Raw genomic sequence first — 25,774 nt, forward strand, 5'->3', positions numbered from 1 at the left:
CGACGCTTGCGTCCGCGGTCAGAGACAGGCAGGCCTACACCAGGAGTTGCATCGGCCCGGCATCCGGTCCGACGGCTCGCCCGTGCGCAGCTCCGCACCCTCCCAACCGTATCAAGCCAAGCTCACGCGCAGCGCGGGCAACCCCTCTCGGTCCCGCAAGACACGATTTCAGTCCGGACACCACCAATGCCGGGTGCTGCACCGTGGATACAGCAGCATCCGAGAAGCGCACGACCGGACCTTCCGGCGCGATCGATTTTCCTTCATCACCGAACCGGGTCTCTGGAAACCAACACGTTATGAATCAAACAGAAAAGCAAACTAAATTCAGGTTCGTCATCTTCTCATCGATCGTCGTGATCGCGATGATCAACTACATCGACCGCGGTGCGATCTCCTACGCGGCGGCCGACATCACGGCCGAGTACAACCTGGATCGTGCGGCCTGGGGGGCCGTGCTCGGCTATTTCGGATACGGCTACATGTTCGGCGCCCTGATCGGCGGCGCCCTGGGCGATCGCTTCGGCGCCAAGCTGGTCTGGCTGATCGCGGGCATCGCCTGGTCGGTGTTCGAGATCGCGACGGCCTACGCGGGCGATTTCGGGATGGCCGCTCTGGGCGGCTCGGCCCTCGCGGGCTTCGCGGTCGTACGCGTCCTGTTCGGGTTCTCGGAAGGACCCGCCTACTCCATCATCAACAAGACGGTCGGGAACTGGGCCACGCCGCGCGAGCGCGGCTTCGCGGTCTCGATCGGGCTGCTCAGCACGCCCCTCGGCGCCTTGCTGACGGCACCGATGTCGGTCGGCCTGCTCCTGCTGACCGGCAGCTGGCGCGCCATGTTCTGGATCCTCGGCATCACCGGGCTGGTCGCGCTGCTCGCGTTCATGCGGATCTTCACCAATCGGCCGGAGGACAACCCGCGGGTCAACGCGGCGGAACTGGCCGAGATACGGAGCGGCACTTCAGTCTCGGACGCTCCATCGACGTCCATTGGCCGGCAAGACGCTGATGTCCCGTGGTGGATGTTCTTCACCAGCCGCACGATGGTCTTCAACACGATCGGCTATTTCGCGTTCATCTACGTCAACTTCATGCTTCTGACCTGGACGCCGAAGTACCTTCAGGATCAGTTCCACTTCAACCTGGCTTCGCTCTGGTATCTCGGCATGATCCCCTGGACCGGCCCTTGCCTGACGGTCCTGTTGGGCGGCCGCTTCTCCGATTGGCTCCTCAAACGGACCGGAAATCTGCGCATCGCGCGCAGCTGGTTCGCCGCGCTCACGCTGCTTCTGACGACGCTCGTCTTCCTCGGAGTCTCACAAGCCACGAGCCCGGCGGCGGTGATCGCCCTGATGACCCTGGGCAACAGCCTCAACGCGCTCGTCAACACCGTGTACTGGACGGTGGTCATCGACACCGCCCCCCGCGAGCACCTCGGGGCCTGGAGCGGCTTCATGCACTTCTTCGCCAATATCGGCTCGGTGCTCGCGCCGACGCTGGCGGGGATCCTGGCGAGCACCTACGGCTATCAGGCGATGTTCATCGCGACGGCGGTTGCGACCGGAATCGGCATGGCCGCGATGCTGCTGGTCAGTCCCGGCGTATTGCCGGTTCGCCGCGGCGCGGTCCCGCGCTGAGGACGAGCGCGGGCGCGAGCAGAGGCGGTGCTCCACGGATGAGAGAACCGTGGGGCACCGCGGCACGTCCGATTGAGGCCTGCCGGCTATCGGGCGCCGGCTTCGAGGCCTCAGCCATGCTCCGCACGATCGTGCGCCGCTTCTATCGGACGCCGCCCAGCCCCGGCGCGGCAGCGTCCGTCGGCCGGTCCGCTTCACTCTGCAGACGATGCGCGGCCACGAACGAGAAGCGACGCCGCAAGCCGAGGATCGGCCGTTCGATCAGGTGCCAGGACACCATCGCGAACAGGACGATGCAGGGCAGCGCCAGCAAGACTTGCTGTCGTATTCCGCACCGGCACCAGCGCAACCAGGGCCTGCTGGATCGGCCAGCCGTACAGGTAGATCCCGTAGGAATAGTCGCCGCGCTTGAGCAGGGCCGGAACCCAGAGATCCGTCACGCCCAAGCAGACGGTGAGATAGATCAGCGACGGCAGGACCACGAGGTTCAGGAACGGGTGGACCGGCACCGCCGTGACGGCCGTCAAATCGAAGGCGCCGGCGGCGAACACGATGGCTGCCGCAAGCCCGATCAAGCGCAGGTCGTAAGGGAGCCTGTAGCGATACAGGTAGGCTGCAATGCCCAGCAGGAACGCCACGTAGAGGCGCGACGCCTTATCGACGAACAACTTGTCGGCCAGTCGCGCCGTGAGGGTGACGGGGTCACCCAGGGCGCCAGAACCGAAGACGAAGCCGAGCCCGATCACCACGGCGGCCGCGCCGAGGACGAGAGCCGGACGCCGCAGCAGTCCGGTCAGAACGCAGGCCGACATCAGCCCGTAGCAGACGATCTCGTGCGGGATGGTCCAGAGCGAGCCGTTGACGACATCGGTGGGGTTGTGCGCGAACACGCCCGGCAGGGTGTAGATGATCAGGCCAAGGATATTGGCGAGATAGCGGTAGGTCTGCGGGTCGGTGGCGTAGTTCGACAGGGGCAGGTCGGTGAACAGCGGCCCGAGAACCACCGCGCTGAGCACGATCTCGACGGCAAGGGCGGGAATGATCCTGAGCGCTCTGTTGAGCAGAAAGTCGCGCAGCCGGAGGCGCAAGGCGCTTCCGGTAATCAGGAAGCCCGAGAGCCCGAAGAAGGCTGCGATGATGCCGTAGCTGCCGAGTTCGAAGAAGCCGTCGACGCGGGTGATCTCGTTGTTCACGATCGCGCGCCCGTGCCAGACCACGACGGACACAGCCAAGACGATCCGCAACAGGTCGAAGCCGGGGGCAAGGCCGCCGCGGCGGTCGAGAACAGATCCGACGGTTTGCATCCGCGCGTCCGGCCCCTGTGCTGTTGCCGCGCAGCCCTAGCACGCGAGACCTTGCCAAAATGCGCTGTCGACCCCGAAGGGTCGTTGGACACGAGGATGAATGCGGGACTGGCCGCCGACGCGGCGATGCCTCCGCGATCGAGGACCGGCAGCCTGCGCTAGATCATCTGAAATGCGCCCGTCGCTTTCCAGCGCAGAAAAGCGTCGATCGTGAGCGCCACATTGGGCAAGACGTCCGGCAGCGCGTCGGGCCTGAACCAAGCGACCCTCAGGTTCTCACCACCGTCGCTTGCCGGGGCGCCCGAGAACGTCTGCGTCGTGAACATCATGCTGAAGTAGTGGCAGACATGTCCGTTCGGATACGTCCACACCTCGGTTTCGGGCCTGGACGCGAATCCGAACGGGACGAGATCTGAAATCCGGAGCCCGGTTTCCTCGAAGGTCTCGCGCACTGCGCAGGCGACGATATCCTCGCGCTCGTCCGGCACGCCGCCCGGCAGCCCCCAGAGATTGAAATCGGCGCGCAGTTCCAAGAGCACACGGCCTTGTGCGTCGGCGACAACGACGCGCGCGCCCGGCACGAGCAGCAGCCGCGAACCGACGGATGCGCGCAGGCGGCCGAGGTAGGAGCTGGCAAAGTCGCTCACGTGGCGTTCAGCCCATTACCTTGTGCATCGGACGGTCGCGATCCCGATCTCGTTGCGGATCCAGGCCATTGCGCCGGTCCTCCCGGCCCAAAGCCACGCGTTCGGGCACAACGATGGTCGCGGCGAGATCGAGGATCGCCCCTTCGCGAGCCCGCACGATCCGGCCGCGCGGTCGGTGCACACCGTCTCCCGCGCCGCGAATAAGACCGAAGGCGATCCCTTTGATCGCCCGCGACACCCGCGGATGGCAACGAGGATGGTGGGGCAGGTCGCCGATCGACGGGACTGGTTCGTTTGCATGCGATGCCCGCTGGCGGAAGGGGTGGCTGCCCTCATCGATTGTCCAGGGAGATGCGGAAAGCCCCGGCGATATCCGAAAATTGCAGCATTGGCAGTGATATACGGTGCCAGAGCCAGCAGTAAGTTCGTCCAATACGATCCAGCACAATCCGCTTGCACCCCACATTTGTTGTGGGTCAAAATGTGGGGCAAGCGAGTTAGGCGGACCCGGCAATGGGCGGCAAGGGGCGGCACCCCGAAAAGGCGCTGACGACCGTGCAGATGCGCGCGCTCAAGACCCCTGGGCGCTACGCCGACGGCCACGGTCTCTACCTCGTCGTTGATCCCTCGGGGTCGAAGCGATGGCTGCTGCGCATCGTCGTGCAGGGGAAGCGCCGCGATATCGGGTTGGGCGGGGCGAGCCTCGTCACCCTCGCCGAGGCGCGCGAGAAGGCCCTCGCCTACCGCAAGACCGCTCGCGACGGTGGCGACCCGCTGGCCGAGCGACGCCGGGCGCAGTTGACGGTTCCGACCTTTGCCGAAGCGGCCGAGACGGTGCACTCCGAACATAAGGCGACGTGGCGTAACCCCAAGCATGCGGCGCAGTGGATCAACACTCTTCGCACCTACGCTATTCCGCATTTCGGCGCGAAGCGAGTCGACCAGATCGAGACTCCTGATGTGCTGCGGGCGCTCGCGCCGATCTGGCTGACGAAGGGTGAAACAGCCAGCCGCGTGCGCCAGAGGATCGGCACAGTCTTGGATTGGGCGAAAGCAGCCGGCCACCGCAGCGGCGACAACCCGGTCGAGGGAGTCACCCGAGGCTTGCCAAGGCAGGGTGAGCGCGAGGAGCATCACGCGGCGCTGCCCTACGCCGAGGTGCCCGCGTTCGTCGCGCGTCTGCGGGCGATGTCCGGGCAGGGTGAGATCGGGCGGCTTGCGTTCGAGTTCCTTATCCTGACCGCCGCGCGCACCAGTGAGGTGCTTGACGCTCGGTGGGGCGAGATCGGCGAAGCGCAGGCGCTGTGGACAGTGCCGGCGGCTCGGATGAAAGCCGGCCGCGAACATCGGGTACCGCTCAGCGCGCGGGCGGCCGAGGTGCTGGCCCGAGCGAAGGTTTTAGGGGGCAACAGTGCGCTCGTTTTCCCTGGGCGAAACGGTGCGAGGCCGCTGTCCAACATGGTGTTTCTGATGGCGTTGCGCCGTATGAAGTTGCCGATCACGGCCCACGGCTTCCGCTCGTCGTTCCGCGACTGGGCAGCCGAGGCGACGACCTTGCCGCGCGAGGTAGCCGAGATGGCGCTGGCCCATGTTGTCGAGAACAGGGTCGAGGCGGCTTATCGCCGTGGCGACCTGCTGGCCAAGCGACGCGAGATGATGGAGCAGTGGGCCACGTTCGTCGCCACCAACTCGAAGGGCGACAAGCCTGCCAGTGTCTAGGGAGAGGAGGTTTTGTGCGTGCTCACCGCCGTCGCTCATCACGCATTCGCTCGGTCCGGCATTCTTCTACCGAGCAGGTTGCGCTCCTCGCCCAGTTTGAGGAGGAGAGGGGCAAAGGCCGCTCAGCGGCCGAAGCTGCCAAAACTGTCGGCGCATCGCTTCCTTCGATTTACCGATGGCGGCGTTCTCATCACCCGTATGAGGGGCTACCAGCAGCAACTCCCGCTCAGAAGCTCAACATCGACGCTGCAATTGCTCGGCTTGCGGACGACGGCAATCACGACCGCCTTTCCTTTCTAGAAGCTTTGTTCAAATTTGCCGCTTGGCTGCGCTGGCCAACTAGGCCCGGAGATCATCCCGCTGCGACTACCGCATACGTGGTTTCTTACTTAGCGAAGGGCCATTCGACCGAAACTCTTGATCAATTGAGCGATGCCAACCGAGACTTGATTTTGCGCAATGTGCAGGTTGATACTCTCAAACGCATGTTTTCGAGTGAAGCTCTCGTTGGTCCAAGCTTCGATCTTTGGCCGATACGCGGTCAGAAATACAACGAACTGGATTTTCTTGCTCAGGTAGCGTGGTTTATGATTGCATATGAACCTCTATCTAATCACCCGCGAGATATTGCGAGCCTGAACAAAGCTTACCTCGCAACGCAAGAGGGCATCTTCGGCTTCCGGTGGCCTATGGTGCGAAGCACCTTCAGGAACTTTTGGCTATCGTACGGCCCGGCGGCACCCTTCCATTATGTCGAGCGGTACCATCCATCCTTCGATTTTACCTTAAGTCCTCTGGACGCGACCTTTGCGGATAGCGTTGACGAGATCATTGAGCGGCCAGATGTACTGCGCCGTCATCTCGGTAGATGCCGTTCAGCTGTCGAGTTGATCCGTACGAAGCTTGACCAACGCGCGTTGCAGCGGCTCAATTTTCCCAATTTCCCTCCCTTCTTGCCAGTCGAACCTATTCTGCCACCCCCACTACCAGATGCGATAAAACCAGTGATGCAAATGGCGGTAAGGGGCGATAAACGCAAGCGTCACAGGTAGTTACGGTCGTCTGACACTTCGGGCGCTCACAATGCGGGCGGTCATCCAGCAAAGTCTTCCTCGTTCCGACCGCGTGATGTGCGCTCGGAAGTGAGGAGCACAAACAATGACATCTTCGACATCAACTGCGCGGATTGAGAGGGCCCCTGATGGCCTACCTCTCAGTGGATTTGTACGATTATCTCGGCTTCTCGCACCCAATGGACCGCTACCGATAAGCAAAAGTAGCTGGTGGGAGGGGGTGCGGAAGGGCGTGTATCCGCAACCGATCCGGCTCGGAAAGCGCATCACTGCGTGGCGCGCGAGCGATATTCGCGCCCTTATCGAGCGGGGGGTGCAGCCGTGAAGCTCCCCGCCCAAACGGCAGCCGAGGAAGTCCCAGAACGCCGACGGCTGGTGAAGCGGTCGCGGCGGCTCGACAGGTCGGGCGTTCGGGCTCGGTTTGTGAGTAGGCGGACGCCCAGCTCCGGATGCGCCACACGGCACGCGATCCCCCCAGAGCCGCCACGGCTATCGCTGCGTGCGATGCTAGCCGTAACTGATCGCCTTTAGGTCACCTGCGAATCCCGAAACGGTCGTTATCCACGCGGCCAGTATTCTATCCAGCGGACACTACATAAAAGGAGAAGGAAATGCGCATCGAAATGCAATTCAAGGGTGGCGCGTTCAAGATGGAGCGCTCGGGAGACATCAAGGATCTCTCGATCCTTGCTAGTCTCGGCTATCGTGAAGCCCTCAGCTGGGCAATTTCTCACGAAAATACTGAAATCGTGCTCGGCGGCTTGACCGTTCAGGGCAACCCGCACGAGAATGAATATATCGAGATCGCCTTGCTCGGCCGATATTGCACGGAGGTCTGGGGTCAGGGACTTCCCAACGACCCCGAGTTCTGCCTGGGCTTCTATGTGGGTCTCGGCGAGGCGGTGAAGCGGCTAAGCATCCAGAGCGGCACCTAGCAATGTCCTTGGCGGGCGGCTCTACCCAGTCGCCCGCCTACCGCCGTTGAACCACACCGGCACTTACGGCCCTCCCAGTCCAAAGAGCTAGCGAACTGGCACTCGCTAGTACACGCCCGAACGGCCAAGGCAGACCATGACCGACCACCGGATTGAAGCGCTTGACCGCCGCAGCCAGCGCAGCTCGAAAATGTGCGAAACGCACCTTTCAGACCGACTCAATGACCATTCGGCCACGATTAGCATCACCGATCCGGCCGCTCTTTTAGTCTTGGCGCGCGAAGCTCCGGTCTCGGCCGCACGCGAGGCGCAGATCGCGATGAGGACGCTACGAACCGGCTTCAAGGAGCATCGAGTCGGTATCATCGGAGCGGCTTATGCTTCGGCCTACCACATGATGCGCACAGACAGAGCATGGGAGCTATTCATCAAAGATCCGGGGTGGGACGACCTATCGAACCGACCCAAGAACACGAAGCGGGCGCGCCATCACATGCTCCTGCATGTCTTGCGCTATGTTTTTCGAGCGGAGGGAGGGAACGCCCGTCGGCGGGTGCGCGTGTATGCGGGGATGCTCCAGGATCGCTTCCACAAGGGGTTCAAGCCCGAGGGCGTGATCCCGCTGATCAAAAGCCGGGGCATTGAGGCGCTGCGGGACGAAGGAGTTGCCCTGCGCAAAGGGATCCAGAAAGGATCGAAGGACAAATACTTCGCCGACCTCAACAGCGTCGGCGACGAGGACCGCACCCCGACTGCACCCTTGCCGAAGCCGCGATGGAGGAAGCTGAAGCCGGCGCAGATCGGCGAGGCAATCGCCCTTATGAATACCTTCAACGGTGCGATGCTGCGCTATCTCTCAGAGCAGACTGAACAGGTTAAGGCGGTGCGCTCGCCCGATCCGACAGGGACGTCGCGCGAGCAGTCCTGCGGTCAACCGGCAGCACCCGCGTGGCGTCGGCGCTGATGAGCCCGCGACCGATGTTCTTGCGTACGTAACCGACGACATAGCCGGTGCGATGAGTGATCGGTTCGACGTCAATCCGCATGAGCGGGTGCTCGCGCCGCACGTAGAGGTCGTCGTGGTGGTGTTCAAAGTGCTCGACAACGCCCTCGCGCAGGCGCGACCGCGGCGCGTAGAAGCCGACGGCGTGTGCATGCAGGCCGTCGTTGATCAGCACGTCGAGCCGGCTCTGCTTCGCGTGCTTGAACACGGGTAGGTCGAGGCTGCAGAGCCAAATCGGCCGCTCATCCAGGTGTGCGGGTGCGTTCGGCTTGCGAACGACGCGGGTGACATGGATGCGATAAACCCGCTCAATGTCGCCGAGCATCCGCTCGCCCATGCTTGAGAGCGAACCGCCGAGCGGTTGGAACATGAAGGTAAGAAGGTAGGGGACGTAGCTCTCCGCTAGGAGCCGTTCGGCCCAATCCTCATAGGCGGCTTCGATCTCGGGCTGACGGGGCATCGGGCCTTCTCCATGGTCGCTGGGGTTGGCGTCTGCATCAGGGCGAGCGGTTCAGGCTCAGGGGTGATCTCAGCCTTCGCTGAGCGGGTTGTCGATGGTCTCCCTTGTGTGTGCTCCTCAGGGGTTGGTTGGGGTAGGGTCTGGGTTGGGGGCGGTTTCGTACTTATCGGCCTATGCCCAAGTAGGCGTCTCTGCGGTGGGCCGTTCAACGTTGTCAGCACGTCCACACGACCGAGCAGGCAAGGTTCTTCATGTACGAGCGCCAGATCCGGCATTCGCATCCAAGTTCGATTGAGTAGGTTTGGTGATCGGTGGCTATCCAGCCGAAAGCCATTGCCTACATTTGCAATTGGCTTTTACGAGGCTGAAGCGGCGATTCTGGATGTCTTTGCTGATCGGCTTGACGAAGCGAATCGTAGCAGTCCCGCCAATCCGATGATAGCCGTTACTGCTGTAATCTCGGCCGCAATCTTGTTCTTCATAGGCGTCTGGGAGCCATAACCTCTTCCGCGCCGCGTTTTAGAAAACCCGAGTCACAGCTCAAGCTACAGATTGATGCGCAAAAGTTCTGGATACGCCGCGGGACACACCCACCAAGCCCGAGCTCGTCAAGCTCGGCGCCGAAAGGCTGATGCGGCCTCCACCGCGCTTATAGCTGGCTGATAAGGCGGTCCCATTGGTCCCGGTGCGCGGCCATGCGCTCTAGCACGGCCGACCCAGGATTGGTCACAGCATACAGCCCGTTTTCTGTCCAGGATTTCGATGCGCTAAAAGTAGCTCCAAGGGCTTCGTCAATCCTTGATAACGAATCGAACACGTAAAACTCTGGCACCGTTTCCAGGCGCCAAGCCAGCACAAGATTAGCCGATTTTTCCAGCCACCGCTTATCAAAAGAGAACCTAACGCCAGATGCGGCTTTAACTTGGATCGGCACAATGCGAACCGGCACCGTCGAGCCGGGCTCAAGCCTGTAGGCAAGCAGGTCCACGCCTACGTCGGAATGGGGTTGGGCAACCTCGACGCCGCGGCGCATCAGTTCGGCCGCTACCATCATCTCGCCGGCCTTGCCAATCAGCGCTGGGTGGATCGCCATCTTGAAGCTCCTTGCCAGCCTCTATGCTACGATGCCGACGTGAGCGCCACGAGGTTCGATATGTTGGCTGGGACGGCGTTGAAACCCGCGCCAAAGGCAACCACCGAGCGCGGCGCCGAGCAGCTGAGGCCCGAGAAACAATGCCCCAAGCCCCTGGGCAATATGGGCGAGCCATTGTCTCCGGCCGAGCAGCGTCGTCGCTTCGGGGAACTATCCCGCGAGCTTGGTACGGAGAACGACGAGACGCTTGACTGGGTGTTCGGAAAGATCGTGCCGGCAGAAGCACCCACTGAGGAGGCACAGGATGACTAAGCCCTTCAAGGCTCCGGAGCCGGATTTTGATCGGCTGGCGCAACAAACCCACACGGCGTTTGCCGCTGGGGAGCGCAGGGTCGATGCATTCTACAAACACACCTATCCCGTCATTTTGCGCGAATGCTCTAAGTTGGCGTTTGATGGAATGGAGCTGGACTATCAGCAGACGCAGGTTTGCCTTTTGCTTGTTTACAGCTGGATGAGTCCATCTCGTTTAGACAAGAAAGTAACATGGGCTCAGTACCGATCTGCCTGTGCCCCACTTGATCGCATGAAACATCACGGCTCATGTACGTTGGCTGACGTCAACAGCGCGGTGGAGCTAGTCAATGACTCGGTCGTCGGCGCATCTAAGTTCTTACACTTCGTCGCACCCCAACAATTCTCGATTTGGGATCAGCATGTGGCCCGGTATTGCGGCTTCGACCATCGCTATCAGTACGACAGCCCCGACTTGTACGCGGCCTACGTCGATTGGTTGCGCAGTCGGCCAATCTCGGAACAGGCAGTGACACTGACCGCCGGTCTGCTCGGTGTAACCCCGGAAGGACAGCAGCTACGGTGCAAGGAGTTTTTGCTGTTCCAAGCCGGACTCAAACTGAAGACGGCTCGCTAGTCGCCCTAAAGCTGTGTACGTGATGTGCAATATCGCCTTAGCTTTAGCCCGATGAATTTTTCGCTATTCGCCGTGATCGCGCTTGCAATCTGGACATTCGATGTTGACGTTTGCCATTGCATTTCTAACTGCATGCAATATTTCTTCTAGCGACCCATCGATCTCGCCGCGTTTAAATTCTCTTGTCACTTGCGCATATGTTGCCTTTACACCTTCGTTGTATAAGCCGTTGACTTCGTGTTCTCCGCAATCGGTGCACTTGGCGATTGCCCCATGCGTCTTGAGAACTTCAATCGCGTGTTCGTCCAAACCTTCCAGACGTCCAATCTCATGATCTATGCTCGGCATGGCTGGCTCCTACTCGACGCCAACCATACGCCATCAAGAAGGTTCGCGCGAGGGTACGCGACTTGACGTCAAAGGGCTCCGACAAGTCTCACATTACAAGCCGCCATACTATCGGCAGGGATAGCTTGAGCATTCCTTCAGCGGGCCTCAAAAGCACGACACTTACTGCGGATTTGTGCCATCGGCCGGCGCGACGGTCGGAATCTCCATAGCCCAAACTTGACATTAGGAATAAAATCTGTATTATGGGCACGGTTAAACATCATTCGCGATTTCCCCGGGTCCTGCAATGATACGGCCTGAACCGAGGCTAGCCCCGCCCATCAACCGAGCACTGCGAAAGCGGCCAATGCCACTTCGGCACCCAGCATCCACCCTCACGCAAGGCGGCCTCCGGGCCGCCTTCGCCGTTTCTGGAGCCCTCTCATGACCCTCGATACCGCCCCGCTCGCGCCTGCCGCCGTGCCGTCCATTGCCATTAAGCGCGGCATAGTTGCCCCACCGGCCGCGTCGACCGACGATGTGCCGGAGCCGAGGCCTGACAGGACCGCGCCCGGCCTAATCCTGTTCGGCCGTGACGAGCGGGGGCGCCCGCACGCCTCGCGCTTCGTCGCCGCCGAGGCCGAGTCCGCCGCCCACGCTGCTGCGCTGATGGGCCTGCACACCCTTGTCGGCACCGAGGCACACCAGTCGCTCGCTACCAGCCTACCGCAGGGGCGCCTCTTCAAAAGCGGCAAGGCCTTCGTGCCCTTCTGCTCGGCCCGGATGTTCGCAGATCTGCTCGCTGCGGCGGGACTGCGCGATGCGCCGCCCGTCAAGGCCGCAAACAAGGCCGTTGAGGCACCTTCCGCCCCAACAGGCGGTTTGGGCAGCGGCGGGGCGGCCGGAGGCGCTGGCGGGGCTTCCAAACCGCCCGGCGACGCCGCACTCACGGACTCTTGGGCCGGCGTCACGCTCGGTAGTGTCGTACTGGCGAAGGGCGATGACGAGGACGGGTACTACGCCGCCAAGGTCATCGCCACGAAGGCGAATCAGAACTTCGTCTTGACCTGGGTGGACTACCCCGACCTGCTGGAGTTCACCCGCTACCGCGACGACCTCGGCCTGCTCCACCCCGGCCCGGCGCCGCAGGTCAAGTAAGCCGCCGCCGTGGCCGCTCAGACCTCAAACGACCACCACGTCGCGGCTTCGGCCGCGGCGACCCGCACGGAGCGCATCGCAGTCCTCAACAACAAGATAGTGCTACAATCTTATGTCGGCCAATTAATTTCAAGATCAATTCACCGATCAGACAACCCTTATGGTCTAACAGATTCTCGGTTTTCGAAAGTCTCCGTATTCAGAGATCAAACTGACGGCGCCTGCGGTTTTTCCCCTTGTATCCTATTTAACACACTTCGCACTGCGGCGTCCGCATCCACACACCCATAACCAAAATAATGAGAATGACCTGACGAACTATAGTCGCCTTCTTCACCAATCTTCCTTGCCGTGTCAGTTAATATCGACTTTATCTCGCTACTTCGAAGAAGAGGATTGATCGACAATAAGAGAGCGCATATACCTGCAACCAAGGGGCAAGCGCTCGATGTGCCACCAAACTCATCGGTATACGATCCAGCAGAGTAGCCAGCTTCGCTAATCTGACCATTCCTTACGTACGTTCCGATGACATCCGCAGTGGTGATGCGCCAGCCACCCGCTCCGCTTGACGGAGCCGAGACTGCTATGTGATCGCCAAAATTGGAATACGTTGCCCGTACGTCCTGACTAGTACTGGCAGAAACAGTAATGACATTCGGGTGACACGCAAATCCGTTGATTGAATTCTTTTCCGGGTCAAAAACGTTTCTATTGTCGTTTCCGGCAGCAAATACGATCACGCATCCGAGGCCACCTCTTCCATTCTCCGACGCCCGAGCGATTGCTTCTTGCTTTCTCGTTGAGAGTGGATAGTTGCGAGCACGTGGGGACCAGCTGCAACTGATCACAGCAGCGCCATTATCAACCGCCCAATCAAACCACTTTTCTATCTGGTCGTCTGAGAGAGACGCTCCCCACCTAATTGGCATCAGACGGCAAGCTGGCGCCGCTCCTACAATACCCACCGTGTCCGCGTTTCCGACAGCCACACCAGCGCAGGCGGTACCATGCCAGTCGCCAGCAAGATAGTCTGGAAGTGGTTCCGATGAAGACCGTTTGAAGTCCCATGGTGCAACGACCTTGTCTGCACCCGATATATCCGGATGAGTAAGGTCGAAGCCGTCATCGATGATCGCTACAACAACCGACGGGTCCCCGAGACACTGCGAAGTTTGCCAAGCCTTCGTGATACGGGCGTCCGCTCCCTTCTTGAATCCCAGCGCGGTTCCGTGATGAAAACCAGTATTATCAAGATGCCACTGTCTGCACATCAGCTGATCGCTTGGAAACACGAAGGAAGTACTTTCAGCTTCGGAGTAAAAATCGGGTTCAGCAACCTCAACTAGTTTACTGCCCTGCAGCATAGATGAAACTTCCACGGCATCCGGGCCGTCAGCAAGCGAGCGTAAGATCAACGTCCGCTCGCCGCGCGCTTCCACAACTTCAGCCTTCAAGGATCCGATAAGTTGTTGAACATCAGCAGGAGATCCCTCGGCTGCAAATCGCACAAAAATAGTTCCCGTGGGCACGAATGGCACGCCGTCTGAGCTGGTATGATAAACATGCGCAATGTCGCCTACTACCGGACTTGCTTTTAGAATTTCTCTTCCCTCACCGGCTGTTGAAGCTACACTACTGATATCGGCGACGGAGTAGGGGCCCAGAGCCGACATATTTGACGTAGCTGTATTCAAGGTGGTCGCAAGTTCGCCGTCAAACTCGTGGCCGGCTCCGGGCTTTGGCGCGACGGCAAGTAGCTTATCGCTTACGGTTAGAGACGTTGGAACCCCGCCTAGATCTAGCTGAACAGTGCTCATTGGGTTCTCCCTTAACTCGAAACGGCAGCGCGCCCCGAGCGTAAAGTACGCCGAGAACAGCCGCCGAGAGACTTGGTTTTTGAGAGGAACTGATCCCAAACTATTTGTCCGATGAGAGGATCGTTGCGGCTCAATTTTCGCAACAAAACAACCAGCATATCATCCCAAAGTTCGAGACAAGCGTTGTTTGGCCGTCGACTATAAAGTGCTCTCTTCAGGAGCAACGAACTGTCTTCTGGCGGGCCAGCGGCATGCGCGAGCCATTCTGCCGCGACAATAGAAAATGCGTAAAGATTCTTTCTAACTTTTCTTGAAAAGACCGTTTCATTAAGGCCGGAAAAACTGAAGTGATCGCGAATTGCAGGAAACTCAGAGATAATTTGGGAGCGGACGGTCGTTAAGAACCCATTATCAATGCCTCGTAGCTGATGTGCAGCCCAGATTCCTGGGACGCCATCGATTGAAATTGATTGATTTGTAAAAAGCACTTTCATAGCCAACTTCATGAGGTGATGAGCATTCGCCGCGTCCCCAGCCATGCGAGAAAGTCGGATGAGATTGTGCAAACACTGGTATCGGTGTACGTGCATGACATCTAATGAAAGCTGTGTAGCTATCAGGTAGTCTATATTAATTGAACAGATTAGCCTGTGTTGAGCTTGCGGCCACTCAGCATGTCTCGCGTTAACGTAGGCGGCCGCGGACTCGAGGAAACTTCTGCCGATGAAGTATGCTGGTTCAGAATGAGATCGCAAAATTTGATTCGAATAGAATGCACTTCTCAATGTATCTCTTGCCCCCTTAGCTTCTCCTTTGGCTGCTTGCGCGATCCCCAGAGTGCATGCCGCCCGTGCTGTGCGCACGCCATTTCGCGCCCTGTCGTCCATGTGATGATCGAGAACGTCGGCAAATCTAGACTCGAATGCAGCTCCCGTAGCGTAGCTGTCAGGGGCCTGAGCATCGGTCAAGCCGACTAAGGGCCATCCGGCCATCTCTATCGAAGAGGCGCGCATAGGCTATGTGACCGCTTTATGAGCCCCAACAATCTTAGTTGCCCTGTTACTAATCAGATCTTTGATTATAAGGCGCTGTGGTAAGTTAAACTTTTCCGGAGGGCAAGGAATGTTTCCCTCCTGCCAGCTTTTCGGGCACTTGCCTCCACATACAGGAAAAATTTGGCATTTAGAGCATTGGTATGCTCCGGAAGAGACTTCATCGTAGAAATTCGTGAAAGGTAAATCGTCCGAACGAATGTGATTGTCGACGGCGCCAATGGCATATTTATTTGTTGTGGTGCTAGAGTCGCCGTTACGAATATTATAGGCTTCGACGTGGCTAACTTCAGTGCAGTTGTAGACGTTGCCGAATGCGTCGTACAACTCAGAATCCGGTTTGAAGACCATGCATGCAATTGTTGTACGCTTAGGAATTAAGTCGACTTTATACCCGAGCGCCAGCATCTTAAGAAACCACTCGACCTGCAAAGCGGCAAATGCCGATGCGGTCAGTGCCTGATCGGCGCCGGCGGTTCCCCAAATATGGACGGGGGCGAAATACAAGGAAGCTATGCGGTTGTGTAAGCCGCGCCTGTGCAGTTCTAAAATTAATTCATGTACCCCATGCACATTGGAGCTATCCACGTTGCATCGGATGCTAACACTGATTTTATCTCTATGATTATCGAGCACCGAGATGATGTTATCGAGTATACGATGGAACGTGCCCTTCCCAGACTTAGTACCACGGCGATTGTCATGGATTTCGTCGGGACCATCCAGAGTGATCTCGGCGCGTATGACGCCAATCTGCAACAGGTCTGCCGCAGCCGCTGACGTGAATGCTAGTCCGTTTGTAATAATTCGCCCTAAAAATGCGACATCATAATAACCACATAATGATCGAAGTTCCGCGCCGACTTTCCGTATCTGAGGCAGAGCATTAAGCGGTTCAGCACCGAACCAGCCGATTTCTAACTGAGTATAACGCTTTGTCTTTAGCTTTTCATCGGCGCGAGCGACGATGCTTTTTATCGTTTCATCGGTAAGTCGACGCTTTGAATGGGTTTGCCCACAGTAGGAGCAACTTAGCTGACATGAAGCCGTGGGTTGAACGACGAGGAACAGTGTACTGTAAGTCATAGAAGCATTAGCATTTTCATTGAGTACGCTGCGAAATTCATCTTCGATTGATGGTACTATGATCCCGCTTTCTTTTAATCTCTGGAAGTCGTTCAAAGTAAGTCGATCAAACTGATTTGTTGCCAGCTGATCCCATAATGAGGTCGATAGCCGCATGGTCTGCCCGGTCCTGGCACTGTAGGCCAAGACCGGATCAGAACCAGACGATGCTGCAGTGCGAGATGTTGTGACGTAGCGGGAAAGTTTGTACATCGATGATGCTCGCGCTGCAGTAAAGATTACGGCTTATGCGGCGAACTGAGATACAGCTTAAGCTCCGCCGCACCCACAGCCATTCCAGGCTAGATTCCCCTGGTCATCTTCTGTTATAGGCTGAGCTTCTTTTTCATTCTGAACAACGGCCGCATCGTCATCAACTTCTACAAATTCGATCTCTAGATCATAGCCTTCAGGAATTTTGAGCTTCAACTTCTTGCCCATTGAGCCCTCCATGGCGACGCTTAGGATCGCCGGGTACTATATTGTGCTGCGAATTTCATCCTCGTCAATAGTCTTGCTCGTCGGATGATCAGTACGCGCGATTGGGCTTTGCTCTCGGGCCGAGCATGGGAGGGGCTGCTTACGATGGTGCTCGGTGAGGTCGCAAATGCGTAGACCGCGGGCGCGGCGTCGTGCAGCAAGCGTGACCGGGGTCGTTTCCATCACTCAAGACCATGTTTGACGAGGTTGCGTATGGACTGACCGTCCTAACTGGGATGCATCGTATTGCGGTCGTGGCGGTGTGGGCTCCAACGAGCATCCAGCATGTTCGGTGTCCTGGCTTTGCCTACGAGTTGCCTGTCTGGGCACCACGACGAGAAGCCGGGCTCGTCATGCCCGGCTGCACCAACGAGGCGATGAGCCTGCACCTCGAAGAAATCGCGAGCGCCGTTGCCCCCGGCGCGCACACCGTGCTGCTGCTCGATCAGGCCGGCGGGCACACGACCTGGAATCTCGTGGTGCCCGCCAACATCACCCTACTGCCGCTGCCGGCGCGCTCTCCCGAACTCAACCCGGTCGAGAACCTCTGGCGGTTCATGCGTGACAACTGGCTCGGCAACCGCGTCTTCACAACCTACGCCGACATCCTCGAGCATTGCTGCGACGCTTGGCGCAGCTTCATCGACCAGCCCTGGCGCATCATGTTCATCGGCCTGCGCACGTGGGCGCATCGGTCCTGATCAATGAGGGGGGGTATTAGGCGCCAAGGGGGTAACGACACGCGCCTACTTACCTAAGCTCGACTTTGGCCATATGCGGCGCGTCGATTGGGCGGAGGTGACGAAGCGGGCGTGCCGGGTAGGCTGGTGGCGTCCCCGCCAAGAGACACGGCCATGCCGCCCCTGCCTGCCCGCTTCGCCGGGATCATCCTGGCGTTCGCGCCGCTGTTCGTCCACCGCTCCTGGCGCCATGCCCAGCTGTTGCTGACCGGCGCGATCCTGACGCCGGGCCGCCGCACGGTGGCGAGCGTCCTGCGCATCACGGGCCGCGTGCAGGAGCGGCGGTTCGTGAACGTCCACCGCATCCTCAACAGGGCAGCGTAGTGCCCGCACTCCGGCAGCCGCGTCCTACTCGGGATGCTCATCTCAGCCTTCGCATCGCGCGGTCCGGTCATCCTCGCGCTCGCTGAGTTGCGACGTTCTGAACGAAAATTCGGGTCGCGTGCGACTGCATCCTTTACGGCTTGCAACCCAGTTGCTTGTGACGCAACGGTCAACCGTAGTGCTAATATTAGGTGCCGGCATCATCCGCGCTCGCGCAGGACGCGGTAGATCTGCATGCGCGAACAGCAGAGCGCCTTCGCAATCACCGTCGGCCCATGCCCCTCGTCCGCCATTCGCCAGATCCCGGCGTAGTCGAGCCGTGCCTTGCCGCCAGTGTAGGCGCCTGCCGCCTTCGCTCGTGAGATTCCTTCGCGCTGCCGCTCCTTGATGAAGCGGCGCTCCATCTGCGCGACCATTCCAAGCACGGTCAGCACGACATGGCCCATCTCCCCACGTGTCGAAACATGAGGGTCGAGCACGGTGACGCTTGCGCCACGCTGTTCGGCTTCGTGGATCAGGTTGAGAACGTCACGGGTGTCACGCCCGAGCCGGTCAAGGCGAGTGACGACGATCTCGTCGCCAGGGCGTAGGAAGGCGAGGATGGTCGCGAGTTCGCCGCGTCCCTCGCGTGAAGCGCCCGAGGCTTCCTCGGCGCGAATGACGCCACAGTCTTCGGCCTTGAGGCGGGCGAGTTGAGCGTCGAGGTTCTGGTCGAGGGTGCTGACGCGGGCGTAGCCGATGCGAGCCATAGGGTGTCACCTCAGGGTGGTTGGCTCACCCCACACACCACACCGGCAATAGTCGGCGTCAATGCCCTCCAGGCGTGTTCGCTATCGCTCGTTCGGGACGGCGCAGGACGATGTCGTGTGGCTCGGCCGCGAGCACGAGCGCAATGCCGCCATCCCGAAGCGCGTCAGCATGGCTCTGCCATGAGGAGCCCGGAGCCACCTGCGCGGCCTGATGTCCAAACACGACGAGGCGTGGCGCAGGATCGAGAGCGAGCGGGGCGCCATCGGCGACAGCACGGACGAGAGGTGCGGGCTCGCTCCCACGCATTACCGCAATCTCGGCGAGCACCTTGCGCGCGTTCCCGTAGGCCGCGATCACCTCGGAGCGGCGATCCGGTGCCGTGACGTAGTCGCGGTAGCGCTGGAGTTGACCCATCACGCGTGGTTTGAGGTCATCAGCGCGCAGTTCCGGATTCGTGAACAGCTTCGCCTCATAGAAGGCGAGCCGCGCACCCTCGTGCTCTTCTTCAAGCGCGACGATGTCCATGCGGTTGGCTACCTTCGCCTCACCTCCCGTGGGTTCGTTTGCGGGCAGCGCCATCTCGACGTCGATGACCTCGGGATGTCTGGCCGCAATAACCGCGACACCCTGCTTTTCCTCGCCGGCATAGCTCCGTGCCGCCTCCACCCACCTGCGCAGAGTGCCCGGCCCGTCGTAGGTCGCGATCACCATCGGCGTGTTGCTCCCGGTGACCTGTAAGCCATCGAAAAGATCGTAGCCGTCGCTGGCCTGCGCACCGCGCACGTACTTGCGGTGGATCCGGCAGAGCACGAGGGTGCGCCCGGTCTTCTTGCAGGCTCGGTAGAGTGAGACGACCCGGTCAATATTTTGGGCCGAGGCGCACACCGCCACGAAGCCCGGCGCGCGCAGCCGCTCCACGAACGTCGCCTCGATCTCGCCCTCGGTCGGGAAACGGCCGTCGGGGGCAAGGCGGCCGAGCGTCGAGCCCTCCATCAGCATCGTGTCCACCCCACGCGGCAGGTCGCGCAGCAGGCGCTCGAACAGCACGCCCTTGCGTCCTTGGGCGCGCAAATCCCCCGAGTAGAACAGCCGCCGGCGGCCGGCCTCCACGAGCAGGGCGTAGGCGTCATAGGCAGAGTGGTCCACCAACGTCGGCGTAACCCTGAACGGGCCGAGGGTGAGGGGTAGATCGTGCTCCACACGGTCGTGCTTGCGACCGTCACTTCAGGGCCTAGTTCCAAGCAAACGACCGTCACATCTTGCGATTAGAACCCACATGTGACAGGTGGCGATTAAGCGGAAGTGACGTCGCCTCAGGGTATACCCTCACGTGACGTGCGGGCCGACAAGATGCTTTTAAGTTGCGCGCAAAGGTTGAAGTACACGCCCTCCAAATTCAATGACATTGGCCCCCAATCCTCGCAACTCTTCAATGAACGGCCTAGCCTTCTCGGTTGTCACCGCCGTTATAATCTGCCTTTCACGAAAATTAATGCTAGAGAATTTAAGAAATTCACGGAGACTTTCTTGTTCCATAGCCTGCTGCCCAGGCTCATCGAACACGCAAAGACCAGGGTGGTTGCCGAGCGGAAACTTAGACACCAGCATTAAGGACAGATAGTAAGCCCACTTCAGGCGGATCCCATCGCTCGCAGAAACTTCGAAGCCAAGTTCTTGCTGCTGCCGTCCTTCATCCGTTTCAATCTCAACGACAGGACGGAAGTTGTCTTCCGCAAGTCCTAGTTCCTCAATCCCGTAGGTAGCAAAATGGTAAGCTCTACACTGTCTTTTAAGTTCGATTAGTAGATTGGAAAGTTTAGCTCGGTCGCTGCTGCCTAGCTCATTTAAACGAAGGCTTCGTATTTCACTCTGGGCATCGAAGTATTCGCGGCTGATACCGCCCAAGTTGTCGCTGAGGCTGTCCATACCCTCTCTTGCGCTCGTAATTCGCTCAATCTGAGCGTTCAGCCGGACAATTTGCTCAATCTGCGCTCGCGAGGCTGAGGATGCCGGTCTGGTAAGCGCTTGGCGGAGTTCGCGTATCCGCTGCATAACCGAGTAAAGTTCGGCATTGAATGCGTTGTATTTTCTCGCCAGCTCATCTCGTGAGCTAACCGCGGATCTTTGACTGGCTTCGTACAACTCGATCTGTGATTTGATAAATTTAATGTTTTGCTCTAGCGCCATAGTGCGAGAAGTAAGTTCTGGGAGAAGCTCCGTCTCTAGCGACTGATGGCAAGTTGGGCATCGATGTTCAAAAGCTGCTTTCCCTAGCCTAGAGCCTAATGTTTTGAGCTTCTGGGCATCCTGGTTGCGGACAAGATCGAATTTCAAGACTGATAATCGTTCAGCGACTGCATTGACCTCGTCCTGAATAGTTGACCATTCACGACGAATCACCTCGATAAGCGACGTCAATTCGTCTTGCCGCGAGCGCCGAGAGATAAGTTCTTCTTCCAATTCCGGCGAGGCGTCTTCTGTTTCGGATAATTCGATTTGCTCGAGTCGAGCGACTTCACTCTTCAGGTCCGCAAGCAATTCATTGGCTTCACGCCACTCGCCTTTGTAGAAAAAATCAAGCTTGACAACTTCGTCATGCAAGAACCTTTCCGACGGTTCGGGAGTGAGGTTGTGCACCCGCCCCGTTGAGCCGATTATTTCGCGTGCGAGTACAACTACCTCTCGCCATCTTTGAACGGCCGTAGACATTACAGCACGCAGTTCAGCATACCTGAGGCGCGACTTCCCCGCATCGAGAGAAAGTATAAACTCCATTACCCTCCGATTTAAATCCTGAATCCGAAACATTGTCGGGAAAGGACCTTGTATGGCGGACCATCCTCTTTTCTGTTCAACGAAGAACATTGGAAATATCGTTTCGATATATAAAGGAGCCTCGCCGCCATCGAATTGCGGAACTGATGGAATGTCCCAGCCGATAAATTTTGCAAGGAAGTAGTGGAACCCGTCTTCATGGCGAGCAGAGCCGCGATCATGAAGAAAGAAATCCTTTCGGATTCCTCCCCCATACTCGCCCTTTGCACTGGTAAGGATGGTTCTCACCAACTTCCGATCTCGGCCGCCCACAATATCGCGACGGAGCACCAGCCTTTGTCCGTCGCGATTTCGAACAACCATCGAAACGAATGATCGCGTCACAGGTTTGTATGGCGCGTCAGCATTTGCATGGATTCGTTGGCGCATTGCATACGGTAGCGGGACCTCTAATCTGGCACCAAGCATTCGTTCTAGGCCGAGAGCATAAATTATAGCCTGTAAGCACGTTGATTTGCCCGAGCCGTTTGGCGCAAGGATTATGTTGAGCCCTTCGTGAAACGAAAGATCACAGCCATATGCTTCACGGCCAGCGAGCGAGCGGAGGCGGAGGCGCTCTATGAATAGCAAGGGTGCACCTATCCACGTGAAATAATCTGGCTAACAAGGGTTTCAGTGATCGCCTGTCCAAAGTGCCTGAGCGCTACTTTTTCCATTTTCAAAGAGTCGCTCAGCTCGCTGATGGCGTCACCTGCCGCAATGCCCTGCTGCGTTAGCTGAACTCCGGTTCGATTTGCAACCGTGAGCCAAGAGGCCAGCTTGTCTCCCACCATAAGGTCGACGGCTCTTCCTAATGCAGGCTCGACTCTGACCCGCCATTCGTTCGGTTGTACTTCACGCGAGACAATGGAATTGAGTAAATTCTGAGAAAGCGGAGATTGAATAGCTTGGCTTAGCACATAAAGCTTCGCAAGGGAGGCTTTCCTTCCTCTGGATGTATATAACGAAAAGATCAGCACAGGTATACGCCAGCCGATCCTTAGGTCCCCAGAAACAGGAACAGGTCGGTCTCTAAAAGAAAAATACTCTGCTTCCGCCGGGTGAGACATGGATGCGCCCTAGCTGAAGTCCAGCGGGCACCGCACAAGCCAACTAGCCAGTACTCCTTGCGCCATATGCGTTTTTGTCGACTGTGGAAGCGTAGGAAGGTCTTTCCTCAATCCATCCTCAATGCGGTCTAAACTATGCTTGAGCTGTGCGATGGGTGTGCTGCCATCTGCTCCTACCATCCGTAACCGTGATTCTTCAGAATCAATGGTCTGATAAGCTTGTTCCCACACATTCGGGTAATCACGCTTCAAGCGCTCCATCGTGTTCTCGTGGTACACGAGCCCACGAACAAATTCACGCGCACGATCATTTAAAGCTGCTGGACCGAGTTGAGGGAAGGCGCGTGAAAGTTTGGCGTTCAGAGCCTCGCCAGCGTCCCCCGCGGCCCTCAATGCAACGTCGGCAGCATCCGGAATTGGAATTTGTATTTGTGGGCCCAGAACGCTTCGTCGTAGATTTTCAATTTCAGAAGCAAAATCGTCTTGACTGTGAACTAGTGCCTCAAAGTTCTTATGGATGAAAGGCAAAGATTTGCCCGCAAGCTCCTTACCTTTATTGCGGACATGAGTAACAACAGATTTATCGTCAAGGAAAGGGCATAAAAGGAACCATCGTCTGATATCAATACCTTTCACTAAAATTTCTATTGCGCTCGCATTCTTAGCAACTTTACCGAGATCGCGAGTCGCTTTATTTTTCATCGCGCTAGATGCTTTTGCGGTATTAACCGTCTCTTCTGGTGCGTAACATTGGAACAAACAGCCGTCCGTCGTAAAAAATTCTAGTCCATGGTCGCCTTGAACCCGATCTGGCACCCGTTGGACATTCTCCGAGCCATGGCGCATTTGGACAAGACGGTGAGCATAGGTTTGCCACGCTGTGCCCTCCCAAACCCGCTCGTAGCTCGGCTGCATCGCTTTTACCTCTCATGCAACCTTGAGCTGTCCGCGGCAAATGGGCAACTGAGCCTAACGCTTTAGTGAGAGACATCCACGGGTTTGAGGCTTTGGAGCTGCCCGAACGCTAGTTCACGTTCGATGCTTGCAGCGCTGGTAGGCGGCGTGGCCTTCCGCGTATCGGCCTTGAACCGTGGGCCATGCTCACCTTCGGTGATGCACAGACTGGTGGCGACCGCCTCGAAACTGAGACAATACCAACCGTCAGTCTGCCGGATCCGCGGCCATGTCGGGTCCTCAGGATCGGCATGGCCGCGGCTGCGAACACGAATAAGGTGCGGCGTCACCGTGACGACGTCCTCTGCCGCGCTGTGCCTCTGGGGCGGTCGCGCCCCTAACGCTTCTTGCCCAGCTCAGCGGCAATGTCCTTGGTCATTCGACCGACCTTCCGATGCGCCGCCGTAAGCTGGTCTTGCGTGACGCCCCATCGTTTCATCCAGAACTCGACAGCTTTGCGTTCCGGCAGATCGGGGCGGTCCTTGTCGATGAAGCCACGCTTGTCCTTGAGGCCGGCCATGGGAAATCCTGTTGGGTTGGTAACATGCGGTGTGGGAAGAAACTCGCGACGGACCCAAAATGTCTGGTCATCGTGAACCATGAACATCCATGACGAGATCTTGGCGGCCTACGACCGCGACGCGGCCGCCCTCGCGGTGCGCTACGAAAGCCTGTCCGCCGAGGTGCTGTGGGCGCGCGTGCGCGATCTGATCCCAGTCGGCCCCGGACGCCTCGCCCTCGACGTTGGCGCGGGCTCAGGCCGCGACGCAGCGTGGTTGGCCGGTCAGGGCTATGAGGTCGTGGCTGCAGAACCCGCAGATGGAATGCGAGCCGAAGGCGCCCGGCGCCATCCTGACCTGCGCTGGATCGATGACCGCCTGCCCGCGCTCGCTGCGGTCCATCGCCTGAACTTGAGTTACGACCTCGTACTTCTCTCGGCCGTGTGGATGCACCTGCAGCCGCCCGAACGCCCGCGCGCCTTCCGTAAGCTGGCCATGCTGCTCAAGCCGGGTGGCGTCCTCGTTCTGACCCTGCGCCATGGCGCAAGCGAGCCGGTACGCGCGATGTACCCGACCAGCCTCGGGGAAATCGAGGCTCTCGCACGTGAGCACGGCCTCGCTGTCCTGCGGGTCCTCGACGAAGCCGACGGCCTCGGCCGGTCCGACGTAGCCTGGACCACCGTGGTACTCCGCGTACCCGACGACGGCAGCCTCGGCCTGCCGCTGGTCCGTGGAATCGTGCTCAACGACGACAAGTCCTCGACCTATAAGCTCGGGCTGCTGCGCGCGGTCGCGAAGATCGCCGACACCGCATCCTCGCTCGCGGCGCCAGCGTCGGACGGAACTGACCGAGTCCTTGTTCCGATGGGCGCAGTCGCCCTGAACTGGCTGCGCGCCTACCTACCGCTCGTTGCCTCAGGTCTCCCACAAGTGCCCGGCAACGCTGGGCCGGACGGTCTTGGCTTCGCCAAGGCTGGCTTCCGTTCGCTATTGTCTTTCGGGGTGATGGCGGGTGACCTGCGCATCGGGATGCGATTCGCAGGCCCACGCGCTGAGGCGCTGATTGCCGCGCTCGGTGAGACGCGACGGACCATCCTCGCAATGCCCGCCCGCTACACGACCTACCCGAACGCAGGTGTGCCTGTCTTCGAGGGAGTAGGCCGACCAGTGCGGGTGTCCGGCCCCGTGACGCTCACGCCGGATGTCCTATCGGCCTGGGGCTACCTATCGGTGCCAGGGCCGCTGTGGCGCAGTCTGTTGCGGCTCGGCGCCTGGGTCGAGCCCGTGCTCGTCGCAGAGTGGGCGAGGCTGATTCGAGGCTATGCTGTGCGCATGGGCCGGGCTTGTTCGCCGGGACAGGTCGAGGCGCACCTCATTTGGCAGGAGCCGACGCGCGACACTGCTCTGGCGCGCCTTGCCGCGGCAAGGCTCGCGGCAGCCGGCACACCGCCGGTTTGTGTTTGGTCAGGCGCACCGCTGCGCCTCGACACGCTCGACATCGACCATGGGCTGCCGTGGTCAACGTGGCCCTGCGGTGACCTGTGGAACCTGTTTCCGGCCTCGCGCCGGGTCAACCAGCATGAGAAACGCGACCGGCTTCCCTCCGCGGCGGCACTAGCTCGGGCGCGCGAGCCGATCTTGACGTGGTGGCGTGCGGCTTGGGACGGTGACGCGGCACTAGCCGACCGATTCTGGGCGGAGGCTCGGGCGGCGCTGCCGATTGCGGCAGACACCTCATATGAAGCCGCGTTCGCCGGACTGGAATGGCGCCGCCTGCGCGTCAGCCAGGATCAGCAGCCGCCGGAATGGTCAGGTCGAACAACCTCTGGCCCATAACCTACTGCGACTCAGAAGC

26 protein-coding genes and 3 pseudogenes are annotated in these 25,774 nt (G+C 59.2%); 12 read left to right on the forward strand and 17 right to left on the reverse strand.

Features of this window, described 5'->3' with window-relative positions; translation table 11 throughout:
* Nucleotides 1–299 precede the first annotated feature (299 nt).
* The gene (locus M6G65_RS18380) at nucleotides 300–1,637 is read left to right on the forward strand and encodes an MFS transporter (protein WP_250102679.1); all 1,338 of its coding nucleotides are present in this window, start codon (nucleotides 300–302) and stop codon (nucleotides 1,635–1,637) included.
* 194 nt (nucleotides 1,638–1,831) lie between these two features.
* Here the strand turns inward: M6G65_RS18380 and M6G65_RS18385 are convergent, their stop codons facing one another.
* The 3 genes from M6G65_RS18385 to M6G65_RS18395 form a co-directional block, all read right to left on the reverse strand.
* Nucleotides 1,832–2,941, reverse strand: coding sequence for an acyltransferase family protein (locus tag M6G65_RS18385; RefSeq protein WP_250102680.1), 1,110 nt, complete (start codon nucleotides 2,939–2,941; stop codon nucleotides 1,832–1,834).
* Between the two features lie 158 nt (nucleotides 2,942–3,099).
* Nucleotides 3,100–3,588 carry an NUDIX domain-containing protein gene (locus M6G65_RS18390; RefSeq protein ID WP_238195107.1) on the reverse strand — a complete coding sequence of 163 codons (489 nt, stop codon included), beginning with the start codon at nucleotides 3,586–3,588 and terminating at the stop codon, nucleotides 3,100–3,102.
* Nucleotides 3,589–3,595: 7 nt separating this feature from the next.
* On the reverse strand, nucleotides 3,596–3,826 hold the full coding sequence (locus M6G65_RS18395) for a hypothetical protein (RefSeq protein WP_250102681.1): 231 nt from the start codon (nucleotides 3,824–3,826) through the stop codon (nucleotides 3,596–3,598).
* A 275-nt stretch (nucleotides 3,827–4,101) separates the two neighbouring features.
* On the opposite strand from M6G65_RS18395, the gene M6G65_RS18400 reads away from it, so the two are divergent.
* From M6G65_RS18400 to M6G65_RS18420, 5 genes are all read left to right on the forward strand, one after another.
* Nucleotides 4,102–5,307: a tyrosine-type recombinase/integrase gene (locus M6G65_RS18400; protein ID WP_250102682.1), complete on the forward strand. Its 1,206-nt coding sequence runs from the start codon at nucleotides 4,102–4,104 to the stop codon at nucleotides 5,305–5,307.
* 14 nt (nucleotides 5,308–5,321) lie between these two features.
* Nucleotides 5,322–6,359, forward strand: a complete 1,038-nt coding sequence (locus tag M6G65_RS18405; protein ID WP_238195109.1) for a hypothetical protein — start codon at nucleotides 5,322–5,324, stop codon at nucleotides 6,357–6,359.
* 106 nt (nucleotides 6,360–6,465) lie between these two features.
* Nucleotides 6,466–6,705, forward strand: a complete 240-nt coding sequence (locus tag M6G65_RS18410) for a helix-turn-helix transcriptional regulator (protein ID WP_238195110.1) — start codon at nucleotides 6,466–6,468, stop codon at nucleotides 6,703–6,705.
* Nucleotides 6,706–6,991: 286 nt separating this feature from the next.
* A complete protein-coding gene (locus tag M6G65_RS18415; protein ID WP_250102683.1) occupies nucleotides 6,992–7,315 on the forward strand; it encodes a hypothetical protein in 324 nt (107 codons plus the stop codon).
* 136 nt (nucleotides 7,316–7,451) lie between these two features.
* On the forward strand, nucleotides 7,452–8,279 hold the full coding sequence (locus tag M6G65_RS18420) for a hypothetical protein (protein WP_250102684.1): 828 nt from the start codon (nucleotides 7,452–7,454) through the stop codon (nucleotides 8,277–8,279).
* On the opposite strand, the gene M6G65_RS18425 is transcribed toward M6G65_RS18420, so the two are convergent.
* Together M6G65_RS18425 and M6G65_RS18430 are read right to left on the reverse strand one after the other, a co-directional pair.
* Nucleotides 8,191–8,778 (reverse strand): hypothetical protein, encoded by a 588-nt coding sequence (locus M6G65_RS18425; protein ID WP_250102685.1) that lies wholly within the window; start codon nucleotides 8,776–8,778, stop codon nucleotides 8,191–8,193. The genes M6G65_RS18420 and M6G65_RS18425 overlap by 89 nt on opposite strands.
* A gap of 649 nt (nucleotides 8,779–9,427) precedes the next feature.
* Nucleotides 9,428–9,871, reverse strand: a complete 444-nt coding sequence (locus tag M6G65_RS18430) for a hypothetical protein (RefSeq protein ID WP_238195114.1) — start codon at nucleotides 9,869–9,871, stop codon at nucleotides 9,428–9,430.
* Nucleotides 9,872–9,910: 39 nt separating this feature from the next.
* Here M6G65_RS18430 and M6G65_RS18435 point away from each other — a divergent pair, with 39 nt between their 5' ends.
* Nucleotides 9,911–10,183, forward strand: a complete 273-nt coding sequence (locus tag M6G65_RS18435; RefSeq protein ID WP_238195115.1) for a hypothetical protein — start codon at nucleotides 9,911–9,913, stop codon at nucleotides 10,181–10,183.
* Nucleotides 10,176–10,802, forward strand: a complete 627-nt coding sequence (locus M6G65_RS18440; RefSeq protein WP_238195116.1) for a hypothetical protein — start codon at nucleotides 10,176–10,178, stop codon at nucleotides 10,800–10,802. The genes M6G65_RS18435 and M6G65_RS18440 overlap by 8 nt, the downstream gene beginning before the upstream one ends.
* Before the next feature lie 63 nt (nucleotides 10,803–10,865).
* On the opposite strand, the gene M6G65_RS18445 is transcribed toward M6G65_RS18440, so the two are convergent.
* On the reverse strand, nucleotides 10,866–11,150 hold the full coding sequence (locus tag M6G65_RS18445; RefSeq protein ID WP_238195117.1) for a hypothetical protein: 285 nt from the start codon (nucleotides 11,148–11,150) through the stop codon (nucleotides 10,866–10,868).
* Between the two features lie 426 nt (nucleotides 11,151–11,576).
* On the opposite strand from M6G65_RS18445, the gene M6G65_RS18450 reads away from it, so the two are divergent.
* Nucleotides 11,577–12,290 carry a tudor domain-containing protein gene (locus M6G65_RS18450; protein WP_238195118.1) on the forward strand — a complete coding sequence of 238 codons (714 nt, stop codon included), beginning with the start codon at nucleotides 11,577–11,579 and terminating at the stop codon, nucleotides 12,288–12,290.
* 206 nt (nucleotides 12,291–12,496) lie between these two features.
* On the opposite strand, the gene M6G65_RS18455 is transcribed toward M6G65_RS18450, so the two are convergent.
* The 4 genes from M6G65_RS18455 to M6G65_RS18470 all read right to left on the reverse strand — a co-directional run bounded on the left by M6G65_RS18455 (nucleotide 12,497) and on the right by M6G65_RS18470 (nucleotide 16,728).
* Nucleotides 12,497–14,110 carry a S8 family peptidase gene (locus tag M6G65_RS18455; RefSeq protein ID WP_238195119.1) on the reverse strand — a complete coding sequence of 538 codons (1,614 nt, stop codon included), beginning with the start codon at nucleotides 14,108–14,110 and terminating at the stop codon, nucleotides 12,497–12,499.
* Nucleotides 14,111–14,121: 11 nt separating this feature from the next.
* Complete coding sequence (locus M6G65_RS18460) at nucleotides 14,122–14,649, reverse strand: hypothetical protein (protein WP_238195120.1); 528 nt, start codon at nucleotides 14,647–14,649, stop codon at nucleotides 14,122–14,124.
* Between the two features lie 477 nt (nucleotides 14,650–15,126).
* Nucleotides 15,127–16,500: a radical SAM/SPASM domain-containing protein gene (locus tag M6G65_RS18465; RefSeq protein WP_238195121.1), complete on the reverse strand. Its 1,374-nt coding sequence runs from the start codon at nucleotides 16,498–16,500 to the stop codon at nucleotides 15,127–15,129.
* 57 nt (nucleotides 16,501–16,557) lie between these two features.
* A complete protein-coding gene (locus M6G65_RS18470; protein WP_238195122.1) occupies nucleotides 16,558–16,728 on the reverse strand; it encodes a hypothetical protein in 171 nt (56 codons plus the stop codon).
* Between the two features lie 380 nt (nucleotides 16,729–17,108).
* On the opposite strand from M6G65_RS18470, the pseudogene M6G65_RS18475 reads away from it, so the two are divergent.
* Together M6G65_RS18475 and M6G65_RS18480 are read left to right on the forward strand one after the other, a co-directional pair.
* Nucleotides 17,109–17,468 (forward strand): annotated as a pseudogene (locus M6G65_RS18475) (transposase); the annotation flags it as partial.
* Nucleotides 17,469–17,621: 153 nt separating this feature from the next.
* A complete protein-coding gene (locus M6G65_RS18480) occupies nucleotides 17,622–17,831 on the forward strand; it encodes a hypothetical protein (protein WP_238195123.1) in 210 nt (69 codons plus the stop codon).
* A gap of 200 nt (nucleotides 17,832–18,031) precedes the next feature.
* Here M6G65_RS18480 and M6G65_RS18485 read toward each other — a convergent pair whose 3' ends face one another.
* The 7 genes and pseudogenes from M6G65_RS18485 to M6G65_RS18510 all read right to left on the reverse strand — a co-directional run bounded on the left by M6G65_RS18485 (nucleotide 18,032) and on the right by M6G65_RS18510 (nucleotide 23,939).
* The gene (locus tag M6G65_RS18485; RefSeq protein ID WP_238195124.1) at nucleotides 18,032–18,580 is read right to left on the reverse strand and encodes a recombinase family protein; all 549 of its coding nucleotides are present in this window, start codon (nucleotides 18,578–18,580) and stop codon (nucleotides 18,032–18,034) included.
* A gap of 805 nt (nucleotides 18,581–19,385) precedes the next feature.
* Nucleotides 19,386–19,763: pseudogene (locus M6G65_RS18490) on the reverse strand (MBL fold metallo-hydrolase); the annotation flags it as partial.
* 174 nt (nucleotides 19,764–19,937) lie between these two features.
* A complete protein-coding gene (locus M6G65_RS18495; RefSeq protein WP_238195125.1) occupies nucleotides 19,938–21,644 on the reverse strand; it encodes a coiled-coil domain-containing protein in 1,707 nt (568 codons plus the stop codon).
* Nucleotides 21,645–21,875: 231 nt separating this feature from the next.
* A pseudogene (locus M6G65_RS34030) lies at nucleotides 21,876–21,986 on the reverse strand (hypothetical protein); the annotation flags it as partial.
* Nucleotides 21,987–21,994: 8 nt separating this feature from the next.
* Nucleotides 21,995–22,465 carry a hypothetical protein gene (locus M6G65_RS18500; RefSeq protein WP_238195126.1) on the reverse strand — a complete coding sequence of 157 codons (471 nt, stop codon included), beginning with the start codon at nucleotides 22,463–22,465 and terminating at the stop codon, nucleotides 21,995–21,997.
* A gap of 9 nt (nucleotides 22,466–22,474) precedes the next feature.
* On the reverse strand, nucleotides 22,475–23,380 hold the full coding sequence (locus tag M6G65_RS18505; RefSeq protein WP_238195127.1) for a hypothetical protein: 906 nt from the start codon (nucleotides 23,378–23,380) through the stop codon (nucleotides 22,475–22,477).
* 376 nt (nucleotides 23,381–23,756) lie between these two features.
* Nucleotides 23,757–23,939 (reverse strand): DUF3606 domain-containing protein, encoded by a 183-nt coding sequence (locus tag M6G65_RS18510; protein WP_238195128.1) that lies wholly within the window; start codon nucleotides 23,937–23,939, stop codon nucleotides 23,757–23,759.
* Between the two features lie 79 nt (nucleotides 23,940–24,018).
* On the opposite strand from M6G65_RS18510, the gene M6G65_RS18515 reads away from it, so the two are divergent.
* Complete coding sequence (locus M6G65_RS18515) at nucleotides 24,019–25,755, forward strand: class I SAM-dependent methyltransferase (RefSeq protein WP_238195129.1); 1,737 nt, start codon at nucleotides 24,019–24,021, stop codon at nucleotides 25,753–25,755.
* Nucleotides 25,756–25,774 lie beyond the last annotated feature (19 nt).

It is taken from the genome of Methylobacterium tardum, assembly GCF_023546765.1.
Classification (GTDB): domain Bacteria; phylum Pseudomonadota; class Alphaproteobacteria; order Rhizobiales; family Beijerinckiaceae; genus Methylobacterium; species Methylobacterium tardum.

Bases quoted from the DNA above. Each gene is read 5' to 3' on its own strand.
- M6G65_RS18380 (WP_250102679.1), top strand. From the start codon at position 300: ATGAATCAAACAGAAAAGCAAACTAAATTCAGGTTCGTCATCTTCTCA.
- M6G65_RS18385 (WP_250102680.1), bottom strand. From the start codon at position 2,941: ATGCAAACCGTCGGATCTGTTCTCGACCGCCGCGGCGGCCTTGCCCCC.
- M6G65_RS18400 (WP_250102682.1), top strand. From the start codon at position 4,102: ATGGGCGGCAAGGGGCGGCACCCCGAAAAGGCGCTGACGACCGTGCAG.
- M6G65_RS18410 (WP_238195110.1), top strand. From the start codon at position 6,466: ATGACATCTTCGACATCAACTGCGCGGATTGAGAGGGCCCCTGATGGC.
- M6G65_RS18415 (WP_250102683.1), top strand. From the start codon at position 6,992: ATGCGCATCGAAATGCAATTCAAGGGTGGCGCGTTCAAGATGGAGCGC.
- M6G65_RS18420 (WP_250102684.1), top strand. From the start codon at position 7,452: ATGACCGACCACCGGATTGAAGCGCTTGACCGCCGCAGCCAGCGCAGC.
- M6G65_RS18425 (WP_250102685.1), bottom strand. From the start codon at position 8,778: ATGCCCCGTCAGCCCGAGATCGAAGCCGCCTATGAGGATTGGGCCGAA.
- M6G65_RS18430 (WP_238195114.1), bottom strand. From the start codon at position 9,871: ATGGCGATCCACCCAGCGCTGATTGGCAAGGCCGGCGAGATGATGGTA.
- M6G65_RS18440 (WP_238195116.1), top strand. From the start codon at position 10,176: ATGACTAAGCCCTTCAAGGCTCCGGAGCCGGATTTTGATCGGCTGGCG.
- M6G65_RS18445 (WP_238195117.1), bottom strand. From the start codon at position 11,150: ATGCCGAGCATAGATCATGAGATTGGACGTCTGGAAGGTTTGGACGAA.
- M6G65_RS18450 (WP_238195118.1), top strand. From the start codon at position 11,577: ATGACCCTCGATACCGCCCCGCTCGCGCCTGCCGCCGTGCCGTCCATT.
- M6G65_RS18455 (WP_238195119.1), bottom strand. From the start codon at position 14,110: ATGAGCACTGTTCAGCTAGATCTAGGCGGGGTTCCAACGTCTCTAACC.
- M6G65_RS18460 (WP_238195120.1), bottom strand. From the start codon at position 14,649: ATGGCTGGGGACGCGGCGAATGCTCATCACCTCATGAAGTTGGCTATG.
- M6G65_RS18465 (WP_238195121.1), bottom strand. From the start codon at position 16,500: ATGTACAAACTTTCCCGCTACGTCACAACATCTCGCACTGCAGCATCG.
- M6G65_RS18470 (WP_238195122.1), bottom strand. From the start codon at position 16,728: ATGGGCAAGAAGTTGAAGCTCAAAATTCCTGAAGGCTATGATCTAGAG.
- M6G65_RS18480 (WP_238195123.1), top strand. From the start codon at position 17,622: ATGCCGCCCCTGCCTGCCCGCTTCGCCGGGATCATCCTGGCGTTCGCG.
- M6G65_RS18485 (WP_238195124.1), bottom strand. From the start codon at position 18,580: ATGGCTCGCATCGGCTACGCCCGCGTCAGCACCCTCGACCAGAACCTC.
- M6G65_RS18500 (WP_238195126.1), bottom strand. From the start codon at position 22,465: ATGTCTCACCCGGCGGAAGCAGAGTATTTTTCTTTTAGAGACCGACCT.
- M6G65_RS18505 (WP_238195127.1), bottom strand. From the start codon at position 23,380: ATGCAGCCGAGCTACGAGCGGGTTTGGGAGGGCACAGCGTGGCAAACC.
- M6G65_RS18510 (WP_238195128.1), bottom strand. From the start codon at position 23,939: ATGGCCGGCCTCAAGGACAAGCGTGGCTTCATCGACAAGGACCGCCCC.
- M6G65_RS18515 (WP_238195129.1), top strand. From the start codon at position 24,019: ATGAACATCCATGACGAGATCTTGGCGGCCTACGACCGCGACGCGGCC.